Origin of the sequence: Bradyrhizobium sp. 2TAF36 (assembly GCF_052114925.1) — a bacterium.
GTDB classification, from domain to species: Bacteria; Pseudomonadota; Alphaproteobacteria; order Rhizobiales; family Xanthobacteraceae; genus Bradyrhizobium; species Bradyrhizobium barranii.
This window is the reverse complement of sequence record NZ_JBFRFR010000018.1, coordinates 20,362-36,569: the sequence shown is the minus strand read 5'-3', so window position 1 is coordinate 36,569 and position 16,208 is coordinate 20,362. Positions and strand designations below refer to the sequence as shown.

Here is a 16,208-nt window from a genome sequence, read left to right as displayed (position 1 = left end):
CGTGCCGAAGATGAAAAGGCCCGGTCGCGGTGGCGACCGGGCCTTCTTTGTTCGTACCGACTTGCGTGCTTACGCGGCGGTCGACGCCTTCCGCGCCGCCTTCTCCTGCGCCGCGGCCGCCTCGTCCTTGCGGATCTCCGACAGGCGCTTCTGCACTTCCGCCGAGAAGATGTACTGCGCCGGACGCTGCTTGGTCATGTCGATCTCGGGCGCCATCGGGCCCGTGGTCCTGATGCCGCGCAGCGACACCCACATCGCCTTCAGCGGGTGGCTGATGGCAGCGGTCGCAGCCGTCGGCTCGTAGCCGCAATGGGCCATACAGTCGGCGCACTTCTCGTACTTGCCGGTGCCGTAGGTTTCCCAATCGGTGGTGTCCATCAGCTCCTTGAAGGTCTTGGCATAGCCTTCACCGAGCAGATAGCAGGGCTTCTGCCAGCCGAAGATGTTGCGCGCGGGCATGCCCCACGGCGTGCACTCGTATTCCTGGTTGCCGGCGAGGAAGTCCAGGAACAGGCCGGAATGCATGAAGTTCCACTTCTTGCCCTTGCCCATCGCGAAGACGTCGCGGAACAGCTTCTTGGTCTTGGTGCGGTTGAGGAAGTGCTCCTGGTCCGGCGCACGCTCATACGCATAGCCCGGCGACATCGAGACGCCGACACCGAGCTCGACGGTGAGGTCGAGGAATTTCGCGATCTCCTCGGCCGGATGGCCGTCGAAGATGGTGGCGTTGACGTTGACGGTGAAGCCGCGCGCCTTGGCCGCCTTGATCGCGGAGACGGCGCGGTCGAACACGCCCTTCTGCGACACAGCCTTGTCGTGATGGTCCTTCAGGCCGTCGAGATGCACCGAGAAGAACAGGTACGGGGAGGGCGTGAACAGGTCGAGCTTCTTCTCGAGCAGCAGCGCGTTGGTGCAGAGCGAGACGAACTTCTTGCGTTCGACCAGGCCGCGCACGATCTCGCCGATCTCCTTGTGGATCAGCGGCTCGCCGCCGGGAATGGCGACCATCGGCGCGCCGCACTCGTCGGCCGCGTCCCAGCACTCCTGGGCGGTCATGCGGCGGTTGAGGATCGCATCCGGATAATCGATCTTGCCGCAGCCGACGCAGGCGAGGTTGCAGCGGAACAGCGGCTCCAGCATCAGCACGAGCGGATAGCGCTTGCGGCCAAGCAGTTTCTGCTTGAGCAAATAGCCGCCGATACGCATTTCCTTGAAGAAGGGGATAGCCATTACAAGTTTCTTTCTGGGCTAGGAATTCGGGTGGGTCAGCTCGCAGCCAGTTCGGCCGGAAGCCGGAATTCGATGTTTTCCTCGCGGCCCGGCAGCACCGAGACCTTGACTGGTCCGATCCGCCGCATCGCTTCGATCACGTCATCCACGAGTACCTCAGGCGCCGAAGCGCCGGCCGTGACGCCGACGGTCTTGGCATCTTTCAACCACTCCGGATTGAGCGCGCTGCCGTCGGCAATCAAATAACTCGCGACGCCGGCCTCAGTGCCGATTTCGCGGAGCCGGTTCGAGTTCGAGCTATTGGCAGCGCCCACCACCAAGATCACGTCGACCAGCTTGCTCAAGTCCCTTACCGCAGATTGGCGGTTCTGTGTCGCATAGCAGATATCCCGGATATCCGGGCCTTGAATATCTGTAAAGCGGGCCTGGAGGGCCGCAATAATGTCCTTGGTGTCGTCGACCGACAGGGTGGTCTGGGTGATGTAGGCCACTGGCGTATCCGCCTGCAGCGTCAAGGCCTTAACCTCTTCAACGCTTTGGACAAGCAGCACCGGGGCGGGAACCTGGCCCATCGTGCCCTCGACCTCGGGGTGGCCGGCATGGCCGATCAGGATCAGGGTGCGGCCCCTGGAGATGTAGCGTTTCCCCTGATTGTGAACTTTCGTGACCAGGGGGCAGGTGGCATTGAGCACCGGAAGGTCGCGCGCGGCAGCCTCTTCCTCGACGCTGCGGGCGACGCCATGGGCACTGAAAACGGTCACGGCTTTCGGCGGAACCTCGGACAGTTCCTCGACGAAGATCGCGCCCTTGTTCTTCAGGCTCTCGACCACGTACTTGTTGTGCACGATCTCGTGGCGCACGTAGACGGGCGGGCCGTACTTCTCCAGCGCCCGTTCCACGATCTCGATCGCACGCACCACGCCCGCGCAAAAGCCGCGCGGCTGCGCTAGATAAACTTCCATAGGACGCCCATCACGCAATTTGCACCAATCCGCTTCTCAAGTCCCCGGCGGCACTTCGATACTGTCCAATGAGTTGCAATAACCGCACCATTGGTTTCGCGCACGCGGTAACCGCCCACCCTATCTGGGCCCCGGCGCATGGAGGCACAGCACTTTGTGTCAAAAAATCGGCAAAAAGGAAAGACCGGATGAAACCCTGGTTCCGTTACCGTGCGCATCCGCGGTATTATAATAGGGCATGCGCTCTGATCAAAATGGCGACATTTGTGCTCACCGCTTCGCCACTTTCCCGCCTCAAGTCACCGGCTATACCGACCGCCCCGCATGATTTTGCCTAGGTCTGTCGCCGTTTACCTCGAACCTTCGTGCGGCGAGAACCACTCAAAACAGCAATAGGTTTCGCCGGGGAACTCCGATAAACAGCGGGCGTTTCCGGCAAGCTGTTAACCGCAGAAAGAAAAGATGCTGCAAAGCGTAGTCGTTGCCATCGTCAGGGCCTGCACCCGGTTTGCCTCCCTCGTCGTCGTTCTCGGGCTCCTGCTTTCGGTCGGGGCGGGCTATTACACGTCTAAGCATTTCGCCATCAACACCGACATCAATTCGCTGATTGCCCAGAATTTGGACTGGCGCCAGCGCGACCAGCAATTCGACCGTGCCTTCGACCGCGACGCGACGATTCTCGCGGTCGTCGAGGCCAGGACGCCGGAGATGGCGACCGCGGCGGCGGATGCGCTCTTCGCCAAGCTGAAGGACAACAAGACCGACTTCCAGTCGATGCAGCAGCTCGGCACCGGCGAGTTCTTTGAGAAGAACGGCTTGCTGTTCCTGCCGACCGAAGAGGTCGGCAAGATCACCAGCCAGTTCGAATCCGCAGCGCCCCTGGTCGAGATCATGGCCGGTGATCCCTCGATCCGCGGCCTGACCGGCGCGCTGGAGACGGGACTTGCCGGCGTCAAGCGCGGCCAGGTCAAGCTCGACAATACCGCGCGGCCCTTCAATCAGATCGCGCAGACCGTCGAGACCGTGCTCAACAAGGGCAAAGCGAGCTTCTCCTGGCGTGAGCTCGTCAGCGACGAGCCGCTGACGGATTCCGATAAGCGCGCCTTCATCGAGTTCAAGCCGATCCTGGACTACAACGCGCTGGAGCCCGGCAAGGGCGCCACCGACGCGATCCGCAAGGCGGCAGTTGATCTGGATTTTGCGAACAAGTACCAGGCACGAGTGCGACTGACCGGTCCCGTCCCGATCGCCAACGAGGAATACGCCACCGTCCAGGAGGGCGCCGTCGTCAACGGCGTCGGGACTGTGCTGGTCGTGCTGCTCATCCTGTGGATGGCGCTGCACTCGTCGAAGATCATTTTCGCGGTGTTCGTCAATCTCTTCGTCGGCCTTGCGCTGACGACCGCTGCCGGCCTGATGATGGTCGGCTCGTTCAATTTGCTGTCGATCGCGTTCGCCGTGCTGTTCGTGGGACTGGGCGTCGATTTTGGTATCCAGTACAGCGTCCGCTACCGCTCGGAGCGCTACAAGCACAACGATCTCTCCGGCGCGCTGGTGCTTGCCGCCAAGCGCTCCGCGGTGCCGCTGTCGCTGGCGGCAATGGCGACCGCCGCCGGCTTCCTCTGTTTCCTGCCCACCGATTACAAGGGCATCTCCGAGCTCGGCCAGATCGCCGGCGTCGGCATGCTGGTGGCGTTCCTCTCCAGCATCACCGTACTGCCCGCAATGCTGAAGCTGTTGAACCCGCCCGGTGAGCAGGAGCCCGTCGGTTATGCCTTCCTGGCGCCGCTCGATTACTTTCTGGAGAAGCACCGTGTGCTGGTCGTGGGCGGCACGTTGCTGCTGGCGCTCGCCGGCCTGCCGCTGCTCTACTTCCTGAAGTTCGACTTCAACCCGATGAACCTGCGCAACCCGAAGGCCGAGTCGATCGCGACCTTCCTCGATTTGCGCAAGGATCCGAACACCGGCGCCAATGCCATCAACGTGATGACCACGTCCGAGGAGCAGGCGAGGCAGGTCGAGGCGAAGCTGGAGAAGGTGCCGGAGGTGCTGCGCGTGATGTCGCTCGACAGCTTCGTGCCGACCGACCAGGCGCCAAAGCTGAAGCTGCTCGCGCAGGGCGCCAAGGTGCTCAACCCCGCGCTCAATCCTGACCAGGTCGACGCTGCGCCAACGGACAAGGAAAACGTCGAGGCGTTGAAATCCTCGGTCGACAATCTGCGCCGGACCGCCGGTGACACGAAGGGCCCGGGCGCCGTCGCCTCGCGCCGGCTGGCGGACGCGCTCGAAAAGCTCGCCAATGGCGACGAGGCCACGCGGAACACGGCGCAGGACGTGTTCGTCACGCCGCTGAAGATCGCGTTCGGCCAGCTCAGGAACGCGATGCAGGCCGGGCCGGTCACCCTGGCCTCACTGCCCCCCGAGCTCGTCAGCGCCTGGAAGAGCAAGGACGGGATCATCCGCGTCGAGGCGCAGCCGAAGGGCGATCCCAACGACAACGACACGCTGCGCAAATTTGCGGCGGCGGTGCTCGCGGCCGAGCCGACCGCGATCGGCGGGCCGGTCTCGATCCTGAAATCCGGTGACACCGTGGTGAAGGCGTTCATCCACGCCGGCATCTACGCGCTGCTGGTGATCGGCCTGTTGCTTTGGATCACGCTGCGGCGGTTCGTCGACGTGCTGATGACGCTGGTGCCGCTGCTGGTCGCCGGCGCGGTGACGCTCGAAATCTGCGTGTTGATCGGGCTGCCGCTCAACTTCGCCAACATCGTCGCGTTCCCGCTGCTGCTCGGCGTCGGCGTCGCCTTCAAGATCTATTATGTCGTGGCCTGGCGCTCGGGCAGGACAAACCTGCTCCAGACCAGCCTGACACGCGCGATCTTTTTCAGCGCGCTGACGACGGCGACCGCGTTCGGTAGCCTGTGGCTGTCGAGCCACCCCGGAACGTCCAGCATGGGCAAGCTACTCGCACTCTCGCTGGTGACGACGCTTGCCGCAGTGCTGCTGTTCCAGCCGGCCCTAATGGGCAAACCCCGCAATCTCAGGGAGTAGGCAGATGTCGCCGACCGGGTCGGCGGCGTTCTTCTGACCGGGCTTGGCGGTGGTAGCGGTCTTCTGGGCTGCGGGGGCAGGGGCCGGCGCTGTGGCGCTGGCGCCGGTCGTGCCGCCTGTTGTCGGGCCGCCTGTGGTGCCGCCGTTGTTGCCTTGGGCTTTCGGCGCCGCGCCGGTGGGCTTCGGTGCGCCCTTGGCCATGGCGTTGGCGGTGCTCAAAGGAATCGGCGGGGCGACGCGGGTCCAGGTCTCGCCGCCGCAGAGGAAGCCCATCACGCAGCCCTTGATTTCGAGCTGGTCGGTGCCGACGGTCGTGATGGTTGCGCTGTAGAGCTGGCCGTCCTTGGCGTTGTAGACCTGCCCTTCCCACTGATCGACGCCGGGCTTCTTCTTCATGTCGATCAGGGTCGCCATGCCCAGCGTCGGCCTGGTCTTTTTCGACGGATCCGGATTGTATTCATCGCGGCCGCCGGGCTGTTTTTCCCAGGAAACCGCGCCCCACATGCTGCCATTGCATTGGGCGACACGAATGTTGGCGACGGCGTCGGCGACCCGCCAGTCGCCGGTGGGATCGGCGGCGAGCGCGGGTGTCAGGCAGGTGTAACCACCAGCCAGTATTAGTCCGGTGTAAAGGGCTAAACGCATGATAGTTCCTTGGCAGTGCAACATGGTTTAAAGCTGTGCTTGCGAAGATGGTCCGAAAAAGGGCAAAAGGCCGCACAGACCGTTTTCGGTAACGGTCCCTTTTCAGTTGACGAGCCGGCCCTCAAGCGAAGTATGTAGCGGATGCACAGCCCAAATCCAGACATGTCTCAGCTATTCGCGGACCGTCAGGCCCAGCGCAGCACCCTGCATAATCGGTATCTGAACGAGCAGTTCGTTCGGGTTCTCAAGACCATCGGCTACGATGTCGGCTTCCAGAAGGGGCAGGGGCAGTACCTCTACGATCGCGAGGGGGCGCGCTATCTCGACCTGTTGTCCGGCTTTGGCGTGTTCGCGATCGGGCGCAATCACCCTGTCATGCGCGAGGCGCTCAAGAGCGTGCTCGATGCCGACCTGCCCAATCTGGTCCAGTTCGACGTCTCGGTGCTTGCCGGCGTGCTCGCCGAGCGGCTGCTGAAATACGTCCCCTATCTCGACAAGGCGTTCTTCGCCAATTCCGGCGCCGAATGCGTCGAAGCCGCGATCAAATTCGCCCGCGGCGCCACCGGCCGTCCCGGCATCGTCTATTGCGCCCACGGCTATCATGGCCTGACCTACGGCGCGCTGTCGCTAACGGGTGATTCGAACTTCCGTACCGGCTTCGAGCCGCTGCTGCCCGGCTGCACCTCGATTCCGTTCAACGACCTCGCCGCGCTCGAAAAGGCGCTGGCCTCGCGCGAGGTTGCGGCCTTCGTCGTCGAGCCGATCCAGGGCAAGGGCGTCAACATGCCCACCGACGAGTTCCTGCCGGGCGCTGCCGCGCTCTGCAAGAAATACGGCACGCTGTTCGTCGCCGACGAGATCCAGACCGGCATGGGCCGCACCGGCCGCTTCCTGGCGGTCGAGCACTGGAACGTCGAGCCCGACATGGTGCTGCTGTCGAAGTCGCTGTCCGGCGGCCACGTGCCGGTCGGCGCCGTGCTGACGCGCAAGAGCATCTTCGACAAGATCTTCAACCAGATGGACCGCGCCGTGGTGCACGGCTCCACCTTCTCCAAGAACGATCTGGCGATGGCCGCGGGCATCGCGACGCTCGACGTCATGGAGTCCGAGAAGCTGATCGAGTCCGCCGCCAAGCGCGGCGCCGAGCTGCGCCTCGCGCTGACGCGCATGGTGCCAGGCTACGAGCTGATGAAGGAAGTGCGCGGCAAGGGCCTGATGATCGGCGTCGAGTTCGGCCCGCCGAAGTCGCTGCGGCTGCGGGCGTCCTGGAACGTGCTGGAAGCTGCCAACAAGGGCCTGTTCTGCCAGCTCATCACCGTGCCGCTGTTCAAGGACCACAAGATCCTCACGCAAGTCGCCGGTCACGGCAGCCACACCATCAAGCTGCTGCCGCCGCTCACCATCACCGAGGAAGATTGCGGCTGGATCGAGCGCGCCTTCGACGACGTCATCGCCGGCAGCCACAAGGTCCCCGGCGCGATCTGGTCGCTCGGCAAGACGCTGGTGGACAACGCGGTGCGGCGGTCGGCGTAAATTCGCCGATCTATCTCAGCGGTCGTCATTGCGAGCGAAGCGAAGCAATCCAGTATCCCTCTGCGGATGCGGGCTGGATTGCTTCGCTCCGCCAGCTACCCCTCCACATTCGCCTTCATCSCCGCCTCGAACTTGTCGACGAATTCGGCGAGCTCGTCGGCGCCGATATCGCTGACGGCCCAGAAGTTCAGGCCGCGATTGCCCCAGCGGCGGCAGTTGAAGCCCTGCATGGTCTCGGTCTTCGGCGCGCGATATTCCGCGTTCGATGTCTGCGATACGAACAAATTGATCACGTGCTGCCGGCGCTTGTAAACGACGGCGCCGATGGCGCGGGCGTCGATATAGTCGAGCCGGCCGCCGACCAGCGTGAAGCCTTGCGCGGTGAGATCGATCACGGGCGGGGCGACGTCGAGCTTGCCGTTGAACCACGGCTTCACGGTGTGCTGGTCGGTGGAGACCACGTCGATGAGATGGCCGGCCTGAAGCGAGCGCAGATGCGCGGAGACGACCTCCGACAGGATGCGCTGCTGGTCGTCCTGGCGCAGCACCACGGCGACGACGCCGGAGGCGGCGAGCGCGGAGACGGCCGAGCCCATCGCAAAGCCGCGCAGCACGGAGCGGCGGGTCGGTTGCCGGCGCTGCGGCTGCGGCAGCGCGGCTTCGATCCGGGCGCGCAGGCTAGCCGGCGCGGCATAGCGCAAATCGGTGTCGGCGAGCACGCGCTGCATCTCGCGTTGTGCGGCAAACTCCGCGGCGCAGTCCGGGCAACTGGCAATGTGGGCTTCGACCTCGCGCGCGTGGCCGGCATCGAGCTCGTTGTCGAGCAGCGCGTGAAGCAGGATTTTTGCTTCGTCGCAGGTCATCTCGAGTGCTCCTCTTCCGCCGTCCAGGCCGCGCGCAGCATGGCGCGGGCGCGGGCGAGGCGGGACATCACGGTGCCGACGGGGGCGCCGACGGCCTCGGCGATTTCACGATAGGACAGGTTGTTGATCTCCCGCAGCACGAATGTTTCCTTGAACGGTTCGGCGAGCGCGTCGATCAACTTGCGGATGGCGCCGGCATCGCGGCTGCGCAGCACCTCGGTCTCGGGGCTCGCCTCGCTCTCCTGCCAGATCGGCGTCTGCTCGGCGGCGCCGGGCGTATCCTCGATCGCGCTGGGCCTGTGCGCGCGCCGCGCGTATTCTGCGTTGCAGACGTTGCGCAGGATCGCGAACAGCCAGGGCTTCATCGCCGGCCCGCGATAGCTGTCAAAATGCTTCAGCGCGCGCAAATAGCACTCCTGCACCGCATCCTCGGCGTCGGAGGCATCGCGCAGCAGATAGCGCGCGAGCGTGTAGACGTCGTCGAGATAGGGCAGCGCGGCTTCACGGAAGCGCTGCGCCTTCTGCAAATCGTCGTTGGCGGGCATCGCTCCTCGCTTTGCCTCTTGTTCTGCGCGTCGCGTTGTTTCGTCCCTGTTTGTTTCGTCTCCGTGTGTGACGGAAGGCACACGAGCCCGGCCGGCGTGGGACCACCGGCCGGGCAAGACGTTGATGCCTTGGTTTGAGACGTTACTCAACCTTGATCATCCCCGTCATGTGCGGGTGCAACGAACAAAAATATTTGTAGTCGCCCGCATTGGTGAAGGTGAACGAGAACTTGTCGTCGGTGTCCAGGGCCTTGGACCTGAACTTGCCGGCCGACACCACGGTGTGCGGGATGTCGTCCCGGTTGGTCCAGGTCACGGTGGTGCCGAGCTTGATCTTCAACTCGGCCGGCTGGAAAACGAAATTGTCGATATGCACTTCCATGTCGTCGGCACGGGCCGTCGTTGCGGGCAACAGGATGGCCGCGACCACGGCGACACCGAAGTCGCGGCGATTGAGTGTTTTCATTGTCAGCTTCCGTTCAGCCTTTTTCCGTTCAATCTTGGATCAACCCTGCAGCGGCGTGTCGATGATCGCGAGCCGCTGCTCGTTCTGCTTGAAGTTGATGCTGGCGACGCCGAGCATGCCGCGCAGCTTTGCGTCCTCGACCTTCATCGGTCCGGGCGAGGGCGCGGTCCCCGGCGCGGGCTGCGGGAACGCAGTCGAGCGCGCGGTGTGGAAAGTGACGWTGCCCTCGACCTTCTGCATCACCTGATGGATATGTCCGTTCAGCACGGTGACGGAGCCGAAGCCCTTGACGTATTCGAGCGCGCGACCGCCGTCCTCGGTGCCCCAGCCCCATTCGGGATAGACCGTCCAGAGCGGGATATGCGCGAACAGCACGATCGGTGTCGATTTCGACTTGCCGCGCAGATCGTCCTCGAGCCAGGCGAGTTGCTCGGCGCCGAGATTGCCGAGACCGCCGCCCTTGAGGTCGACGACGTTGACGAGGCCGATGAAGTGTACGCCGCCGGCGTCGAACGAATACCAGCCTGCACCCTTGGTGCCGCGGCCGTAACGCTCGCGATAGAATTTCACCTCCTCGTCGAGAAAGTCATGCTCGCCAGGCACGTAGTGCACGTCGAGCTTGCTCTGCGAGATGATGCGGTCGGCATTGTCGAACTCGGCGGCCTTCGACAGGTGCGTGATGTCGCCGGTGTGGATCATGAAGGAGGGTTTTGCCGGCATTGCGTTGATCTTGTTGATGGCCTCCTCCAGCGTGCCGAGCGCGTTGGGGTTTGCCGGCTTGTCGAAGCCGACATGGCTGTCGCTGATCTGGAGGAAGGTCATGCCGGGCGCGGCTGCCGTGGCGGCCTGCGCGGAATCGATGATGCCGAGCGAGCGCGGCACGCCGCCCGTGATGGTCCAGAGCACCCCGGTGCCGGCCCAGGTCATGCATTCCAGCACCTTGCGGCGGCTGACGCCGTCCCCGTGATCGTGGCCGCTCATCGCACGTCTCCACTTCGCCCGGAATTGGGCTTCGGGGAGGTGATTGGGGGCGGAGGAGACTTATTCCCGGATGCGATGACGTTTTCGTGAGGTGGTAGGGTCTCGTGTCCCGGACGCGGTGCAGCGCCCAAGAGCGGGTTCACGCGCGTCTTCGACGCGTTATGGCGGTGCGCCGCAGAGCCGGGACCCACGCGGCTCGGATTGTCTGGGCCGGGCTCTGCGCAGCAGCGTTGCACGCTGCAGCGCGTCCGGGGCGCGAGACTTATTTCGCGAATTCCCGCACGGCCTCCACCACGCGTTCCGGCACTTCCTGCGCCACGCAGTGCCCGGCGCCCTCGAAGACCAGTGTGCTGACGCGCGGAATCAGCGACACGGCGCGTCGCGCCATCTCCTTGTAGATCGGCCCCGACTTCGCGGCGGTGGTGACGCGCACCGGGCAGTCGATCTCGGTGAGCGAGACAAACGGATTGCCGCGGGCATCGCCGACATAGACCTGCTCCATCGCCTCGTAGATCGGACGCAGGATTGCGAATTCGATCTCGGGCGTGCAGCAAAGCCGAACCCGGCCATTCTCCAGCGGCACGAAGCCGTGGCGCACATAGGCCCGCAGCGATGGTTCGGTCCAATCGGCAAACGCCGGCGCTGTGCGGTAGCGCTCGAACACGGTGTCGGCACTGTCGAATTCGGCCCGCCGGCGCAGCGTGCCCTGGACGCGGGTGAGCGAGTCTTCGCTCAAGCCTCCGGGCCGCGCCGCGCGCGGGTCCATCACGGTCGGCTCCATCACGAACAGGCGCGTGAAGCGTCCTGGCCGAAGTTTCGTCGCGAGCAGGAGATCGGTCGCGCCGGCGCTGTGGCCGATGCCGTAGACGTCGCGCAGATCGAGCGCATCGATCACCTGGCAGACATCCTCGGCATAATCAAGGAAATGATAGGCATCGGGCTTGTGGCTCGCGCCGTGGCCGCGGCGGTCGAGCGCGTAAACGGTGCAGGTCGATGCAAGCTCGCGCGCGACCTCGTCCCAGACGTCGGCGACGAAACCGGTGCCGTGCACGAGCAGCGCGGGCGGCCTCCCGCTCTCGCCCCATTGCAGCATCGCGATCTGCGCGTCAGTGGGGCCAATGGAGAAGCGATGTGGATTGATCATGGGGACGGGACGCTACTTCGCGTCCTCCAAAATCATCGTCGCGCCCTTCTCGGCGATCATCGCTGTCGGCGTATTGGTATTGCCTGACGTTATCGTCGGCATGATCGACGCGTCGATAATGCGCAGGCCGCTCAGGCCGTAGAAACGCAGCCGCTCGTCCACCACCGCCATCGGATCATTCGCCGCGCCCATCTTTGCGGTGCCGACGGGATGGAAGATGGTGGTGCCGATGTCGCCGGCGGCCTTGGCGAGCGAGGCATCGTCGTCGCCGACGGTGGGACCGGGCAGATATTCGCTCGGGCGATATTTCGCGAGCGCCTTCTGCCGCATCAGTCGCCGCGTGGTCCGGATGGCGTCGGCGCCGACCTGGCGGTCGTCGTCGGTCGACAGATAGTTCGGCGCGATGATCGGCTTCTCGTCCAAGCTCGCCGAGCGCAGCCGCACCGTGCCGCGCGAGGTCGGCTGCAGATTGCAGGCGCTCACGGTGATCGCGGGGAAGCAGTGCAGGGGATCGCCGAACTTGTCGAGCGACAGCGGCTGCACGTGGAACTGGATGTTGGCGCGGGCGCGCGTCGCGTCGGAGCGGGTGAAGATGCCGAGCTGCGACGGCGCCATGGTCAGCGGTCCGCGGCGGCGGAAGGCGTAGTCGAGCCCCATCAGGCCACGGCGGAACAGATTGTAGTAGGTCTCGTTCAGCGTGCGCACACCCTCGACCTTGTAGATCGCGCGCTGCTGGAGATGGTCCTGAAGGTTGCGGCCGACGCCGGGCTTGTCCATCACGATGTCGATGCCGAGCGGCGACAGCCAGTCGGCGGGACCGATGCCGGAGCGATGCAGCACCTGCACTGAGCCGATGGAGCCTGCCGAGAGGATCACCTCGCGCTTCGCGCGCGCCTCGATGACCTCGCCATTCTGGATGAAGCGTACGCCGACGGCGCGGCCCTGCTCGATGATGAGACGATCGACCAGCACGTTCTTCTCGAGCCGCAGATTTTGGCGGTTCAGTGCGGGCTTGAGGAAGCCGCGCGCGGACGACCAGCGCCGACCGCGCTTCTGGTTGACGTGGAAATAGCTGGTGCCTTCGTTGTCGCCGGTGTTGAAATCCGGAATGCGCTTGATGCCCATCTCCTCGGCGGCGTCGCCCACGGCGTCGAGAACGGCCCATGACAGCCGCGGCGCCTCGATGCGCCAGCCGCCGCCGGCGCCGTGATGCTCGCTCGCGCCGAGGAAGTGATCTTCGAGTTTCTTGAACAGCGGCAGCACGTCGTCATAACCCCAGCCGGTCATGCCGAGCTGGCGCCAGTGGTCGTAATCAGCGGCCTGTCCGCGCATCGAGATCATGGCGTTGATCGCCGAAGAGCCGCCGATCACCTTGCCGCGGGGATAGGCCAGCGAGCGGCCATTGAGACCGGGCTCGGCCTCGGTCTTGAACATCCAGTCCGAACGCGGATTGCCGATCGCGAAGAGATAGCCGACCGGAATGTGGAACCAGATCCAGTTGTCGTCGCCGCCGGCTTCGAGAATGAGGACGCGATTCCCTGATACGGCCGAGAGGCGGTTGGCGATGATGCAGCCGGCCGTGCCGGCCCCGACGACAATGTAGTCAAACTCACCTTCGAGCCGCCTCGGCATTCTGCTTCCACCCAAACATGCGTCATGCCCAGGCTCGTCCCGGGCATCCACGCGCTTTCCGTCCTAATAGTCAGACGTGGATGGCCAAGACAAGCTGGTGACAGGCCCGGCCATGACGAGAGCACAGGGGACCCTCGATCCACGGGAGTTAGGTGGACTGGTGCTTGCATGGTAGACAGTCCTGTATTCCCAACAAGGCTTGAGACCCTCCATGCCCATCGTGAACCGAGTCGCCGACCTCCAACCCGATATTCAGGCATGGCGCCGGGACATCCACCAGCATCCGGAGCTGCTGTACGACGTTCACCGCACCGCAGCATTCGTTGCGGACCGGCTGCGCGAGTTCGGCTGCGACGAGGTCGTGACCGGCCTCGGGCAGACCGGCGTGGTCGGCGTGATCAAGGGCAGCAAGCCGGCCGGCGATGGGCTCAAGGTGATCGGCATGCGTGCCGACATGGACGCGCTGCCCGTCGACGAGCAGACCAACCTGCCTTACGCCTCCAAGACTCCGGGCAAGATGCACGCCTGTGGCCATGACGGCCACACCGCGATGCTGCTCGGTGCGGCCCGCTACCTTGCCGAGACCCGCAACTTCGCCGGCGATGCTGTCGTAATCTTCCAGCCTGCCGAGGAAGGCGGCGCCGGCGGCGCGGCCATGGTCAAGGACGGCCTGATGGAGCGTTTCGGCATCGAGCAGGTCTACGGCATGCACAACGGCCCGGGCATTCCGATCGGCTCGTTCGCAATCCGGCCGGGCCCGATCATGGCGGCGACCGACGAGGTCGACATCATGATCGAGGGCCTCGGCGGCCACGCCGCGCGTCCGCACAAATGCGTCGATTCCGTGCTGGTCGGCGCGCAGGTGATCACCGCGCTGCAGTCAATCGTCGCCCGCAGCGTCGATCCCCTGGAATCGGCCGTGATCTCGATCTGCGAATTTCACGCCGGCAACGCCCGCAACGTCATTCCGCAGACCGCAACGCTGAGGGGCACCATCCGCACGTTGTCGCCGGAGGTGCGCAAGCTGGTCGAGAAGCGCGTGCACGAGGTGGTGGCGGGCGTGGCGCAGATCACCGGCGCCAAGATCGACCTGCACTACAAGCGCAACTACCCTGTCGTGAACAACCACGCTGCGGAGACCGAGGTGGCGCGGCGCATCGCCAGGAACGTTGCCGGCGAGGCCAATGTGCACGAGATGCCGCCGCTGATGGGCGGCGAGGATTTCGCCTACATGCTGGAAGCGCGGCCCGGCGCGTTCATCTTCTGCGGCAACGGCGACAGCGCCGGCCTGCATCACCCAGCCTACAATTTCAACGACGAGGCGATCGTGTTCGGCACGTCCTATTGGGTCAAGCTGGTCGAGGAATCGCTCGCGGCGTCTTAACGCCGCCCCCCGAACCACAAACGAAAAGGGCCCGTGCATCGCACGGGCCCTTTGTCTTTGAGGCGCGTGATCGGCTTCAGAAGATCCGCGAGAAGATCACATACAGCGTGGCCGACAGCGCGATCGCGCAGGGCAGCGTCAGCACCCAGGCCATCAGCAGGTTGCGGATGGTCGCCATCTGCAGGCCCGAGCCGTTCGCGGCCATGGTGCCGGCGACACCCGACGACAGCACGTGGGTGGTCGAGACCGGCAGGCCGAACACGTCGGCGGCGCCGATCGTGGCGGCGGCGACCAGCTCGGCGGAGGCGCCCTGTGCGTAGGTGAGATGGGTCTTGCCGATCTTCTCACCGACGGTGACGACGATGCGCTTCCAGCCGACCATGGTGCCGAGGCCGAGCACGATGGCGACGGCGACCTTCACCCAGGTCGGGATGAACTTCGTGGCGCTATCGAGGCCGCCCTTGTAGGCGTTCAAGGTCGCGACCTCTTCCTTGTTGAGGTCGTTTTCCTTGTCCTTCATCAGGAAGCGGATCGCTTCCGAGGTCAGGTACATGTCGTTACGGGTGTTGCCGACCACTTCCGCCGGTACCTTGTTGAGCGAGCCGTACTTCGCGACCTGGTCGCCGACATCCTTCACCAGCACCGACAGCGAGGGGTAGGTGCCTTCGCTGATGTGGTGCGAGGTGATGTACTGCGTCACCGCAGGACGAGGATCGCCGATGATCGAGTGACCGGCGCCCTTGGCCGCGATCACCTTGGAGGCGGCCTCCGAGACCTTCTGGAACTGGGCGACCTGGCTCTCCGGCAGCGCGCGGTTGAGCGCGTAAGCGGTCGGCACGGTGCCGATCAGGATCAGCATGATCAGGCCCATGCCCTTCTGGCCGTCGTTCGAGCCGTGGGCGAAGCTGACGCCGGTGCAGGTTGCGATCAGCAGGCCGCGGATCCAGAGCGGCGGCGCCTTGTTGCCTTCGGGCGCGGCATAGAGCGCAGGGTTGCGCACGATGAACTTGAGCAGCAGCAGCAGCACGGCGGCGCAGATGAAACCGAACAGCGGCGACAGCAGCAGCGCGTAGCCGATCTCGGTGGCCTTGCTCCAGTCGACGCCCGAGGTGCCGTCGCGGCCGCGCATGACGGCATTGGCGATGCCGACGCCGATGATCGAGCCGATCAGCGTGTGCGAGGAGGAGGCGGGCAGGCCGAAATACCAGGTACCGAGGTTCCAGATGATCGCGGCGATCAAGAGTGCGAACACCATGGCGAAGCCGGCGCTGGAGCCGACCTGGAGGATCAGCTCGACCGGCAGCAGCGAGACGATGCCGAACGCGACCGCGCCGGAGGACAGCAGCACGCCGAGGAAGTTGAAGAAGCCCGACCACATCACCGCGAATTCAGCCGGCAGCGAATGGGTGTAGATCACGGTCGCCACCGCGTTGGCGGTGTCGTGGAAGCCGTTGACGAATTCGAAGCCGAGCGCGATCAGCAGCGCGACGAACAAGAGGATGTAGGGCAGGAAGGTCGTCACCTTCGTGCCGGTCGCGTTGACGTCGACATAGATGCTGTAGGCAACGAACAGCAGGCCTGCGGCAAGGATGCCGAAGAACAGGATCATCGTGAGCGGGTTAAAACCCTTGTCGAGATTTGGCCTGGAAGCCGGCTGGACGGGCGTCGGATCGCCTACCGCACGGTCGAATGCAACGTCTGTCATTTTTGGACGCCCCTTAACTAATTTGAAGGGGCTATTGTCCGCGATGGATTTGAAGGCTGGATGACAA

General features: G+C 64.5%; 13 protein-coding genes. 3 read left to right on the top strand and 10 right to left on the bottom strand.

Going from position 1 to position 16,208, the window contains the following annotated elements; genetic code table 11:
• Positions 1-69: 69 nt before the first annotated feature.
• Positions 70-1,230 (bottom strand): adenosyl-hopene transferase HpnH, encoded by a 1,161-nt coding sequence (gene hpnH / locus AB4Z51_RS12475; protein ID WP_063984632.1) that lies wholly within the window; start codon positions 1,228-1,230, stop codon positions 70-72.
• A gap of 35 nt (positions 1,231-1,265) precedes the next feature.
• The gene (ispH, locus tag AB4Z51_RS12470) at positions 1,266-2,192 is read right to left on the bottom strand and encodes a 4-hydroxy-3-methylbut-2-enyl diphosphate reductase (RefSeq protein ID WP_063984631.1); all 927 of its coding nucleotides are present in this window, start codon (positions 2,190-2,192) and stop codon (positions 1,266-1,268) included.
• 462 nt (positions 2,193-2,654) lie between these two features.
• Between ispH and AB4Z51_RS12465 the strand changes: the two genes are divergently transcribed.
• Positions 2,655-5,243, top strand: coding sequence for an MMPL family transporter (locus AB4Z51_RS12465; protein WP_085403885.1), 2,589 nt, complete (start codon positions 2,655-2,657; stop codon positions 5,241-5,243).
• On the opposite strand, the gene AB4Z51_RS12460 is transcribed toward AB4Z51_RS12465, so the two are convergent.
• Positions 5,211-5,888 carry a DUF2147 domain-containing protein gene (locus AB4Z51_RS12460; protein ID WP_085403884.1) on the bottom strand — a complete coding sequence of 226 codons (678 nt, stop codon included), beginning with the start codon at positions 5,886-5,888 and terminating at the stop codon, positions 5,211-5,213. The genes AB4Z51_RS12465 and AB4Z51_RS12460 overlap by 33 nt on opposite strands.
• 141 nt (positions 5,889-6,029) lie before the next feature.
• Between AB4Z51_RS12460 and hpnO the strand changes: the two genes are divergently transcribed.
• Entirely contained in the window at positions 6,030-7,421 is a 1,392-nt protein-coding gene (gene hpnO, locus AB4Z51_RS12455; protein WP_028146959.1) for an aminobacteriohopanetriol synthase HpnO, read from the top strand.
• A gap of 95 nt (positions 7,422-7,516) precedes the next feature.
• Here the strand turns inward: hpnO and AB4Z51_RS12450 are convergent, their stop codons facing one another.
• From AB4Z51_RS12450 to AB4Z51_RS12425, 6 genes are all read right to left on the bottom strand, one after another.
• Positions 7,517-8,284, bottom strand: coding sequence for an anti-sigma factor family protein (locus tag AB4Z51_RS12450; protein ID WP_441497489.1), 768 nt, complete (start codon positions 8,282-8,284; stop codon positions 7,517-7,519).
• On the bottom strand, positions 8,281-8,829 hold the full coding sequence (locus tag AB4Z51_RS12445) for a sigma-70 family RNA polymerase sigma factor (RefSeq protein WP_028146963.1): 549 nt from the start codon (positions 8,827-8,829) through the stop codon (positions 8,281-8,283). The genes AB4Z51_RS12450 and AB4Z51_RS12445 overlap by 4 nt, the downstream gene beginning before the upstream one ends.
• 142 nt (positions 8,830-8,971) lie before the next feature.
• Complete coding sequence (locus AB4Z51_RS12440) at positions 8,972-9,295, bottom strand: cupredoxin domain-containing protein (RefSeq protein ID WP_028146964.1); 324 nt, start codon at positions 9,293-9,295, stop codon at positions 8,972-8,974.
• 39 nt (positions 9,296-9,334) lie between these two features.
• The gene (locus AB4Z51_RS12435; protein WP_441497488.1) at positions 9,335-10,276 is read right to left on the bottom strand and encodes a metallophosphoesterase family protein; all 942 of its coding nucleotides are present in this window, start codon (positions 10,274-10,276) and stop codon (positions 9,335-9,337) included.
• A 262-nt stretch (positions 10,277-10,538) separates the two neighbouring features.
• Positions 10,539-11,420 carry an alpha/beta fold hydrolase gene (locus tag AB4Z51_RS12430; RefSeq protein ID WP_441497487.1) on the bottom strand — a complete coding sequence of 294 codons (882 nt, stop codon included), beginning with the start codon at positions 11,418-11,420 and terminating at the stop codon, positions 10,539-10,541.
• Between the two features lie 12 nt (positions 11,421-11,432).
• The gene (locus AB4Z51_RS12425) at positions 11,433-13,052 is read right to left on the bottom strand and encodes a GMC family oxidoreductase (RefSeq protein WP_085403879.1); all 1,620 of its coding nucleotides are present in this window, start codon (positions 13,050-13,052) and stop codon (positions 11,433-11,435) included.
• Between the two features lie 211 nt (positions 13,053-13,263).
• Between AB4Z51_RS12425 and AB4Z51_RS12420 the strand changes: the two genes are divergently transcribed.
• On the top strand, positions 13,264-14,436 hold the full coding sequence (locus AB4Z51_RS12420) for a M20 aminoacylase family protein (RefSeq protein WP_085403878.1): 1,173 nt from the start codon (positions 13,264-13,266) through the stop codon (positions 14,434-14,436).
• A gap of 76 nt (positions 14,437-14,512) precedes the next feature.
• Here the strand turns inward: AB4Z51_RS12420 and AB4Z51_RS12415 are convergent, their stop codons facing one another.
• Positions 14,513-16,141, bottom strand: coding sequence for an inorganic phosphate transporter (locus tag AB4Z51_RS12415; protein ID WP_441497486.1), 1,629 nt, complete (start codon positions 16,139-16,141; stop codon positions 14,513-14,515).
• Positions 16,142-16,208 lie beyond the last annotated feature (67 nt).

Excerpts from the sequence above, each read along its gene's own strand:
- AB4Z51_RS12420 (WP_085403878.1), top strand. The coding sequence starts at position 13,264 with ATGCCCATCGTGAACCGAGTCGCCGACCTCCAACCCGATATTCAGGCA.
- AB4Z51_RS12465 (WP_085403885.1), top strand. The coding sequence starts at position 2,655 with ATGCTGCAAAGCGTAGTCGTTGCCATCGTCAGGGCCTGCACCCGGTTT.
- hpnO (WP_028146959.1), top strand. The coding sequence starts at position 6,030 with ATGCACAGCCCAAATCCAGACATGTCTCAGCTATTCGCGGACCGTCAG.
- AB4Z51_RS12445 (WP_028146963.1), bottom strand. The coding sequence starts at position 8,829 with ATGCCCGCCAACGACGATTTGCAGAAGGCGCAGCGCTTCCGTGAAGCC.
- AB4Z51_RS12425 (WP_085403879.1), bottom strand. The coding sequence starts at position 13,052 with ATGCCGAGGCGGCTCGAAGGTGAGTTTGACTACATTGTCGTCGGGGCC.
- ispH (WP_063984631.1), bottom strand. The coding sequence starts at position 2,192 with ATGGAAGTTTATCTAGCGCAGCCGCGCGGCTTTTGCGCGGGCGTGGTG.
- AB4Z51_RS12440 (WP_028146964.1), bottom strand. The coding sequence starts at position 9,295 with ATGAAAACACTCAATCGCCGCGACTTCGGTGTCGCCGTGGTCGCGGCC.
- AB4Z51_RS12415 (WP_441497486.1), bottom strand. The coding sequence starts at position 16,141 with ATGACAGACGTTGCATTCGACCGTGCGGTAGGCGATCCGACGCCCGTC.
- AB4Z51_RS12430 (WP_441497487.1), bottom strand. The coding sequence starts at position 11,420 with ATGATCAATCCACATCGCTTCTCCATTGGCCCCACTGACGCGCAGATC.
- AB4Z51_RS12460 (WP_085403884.1), bottom strand. The coding sequence starts at position 5,888 with ATGCGTTTAGCCCTTTACACCGGACTAATACTGGCTGGTGGTTACACC.
- hpnH (WP_063984632.1), bottom strand. The coding sequence starts at position 1,230 with ATGGCTATCCCCTTCTTCAAGGAAATGCGTATCGGCGGCTATTTGCTC.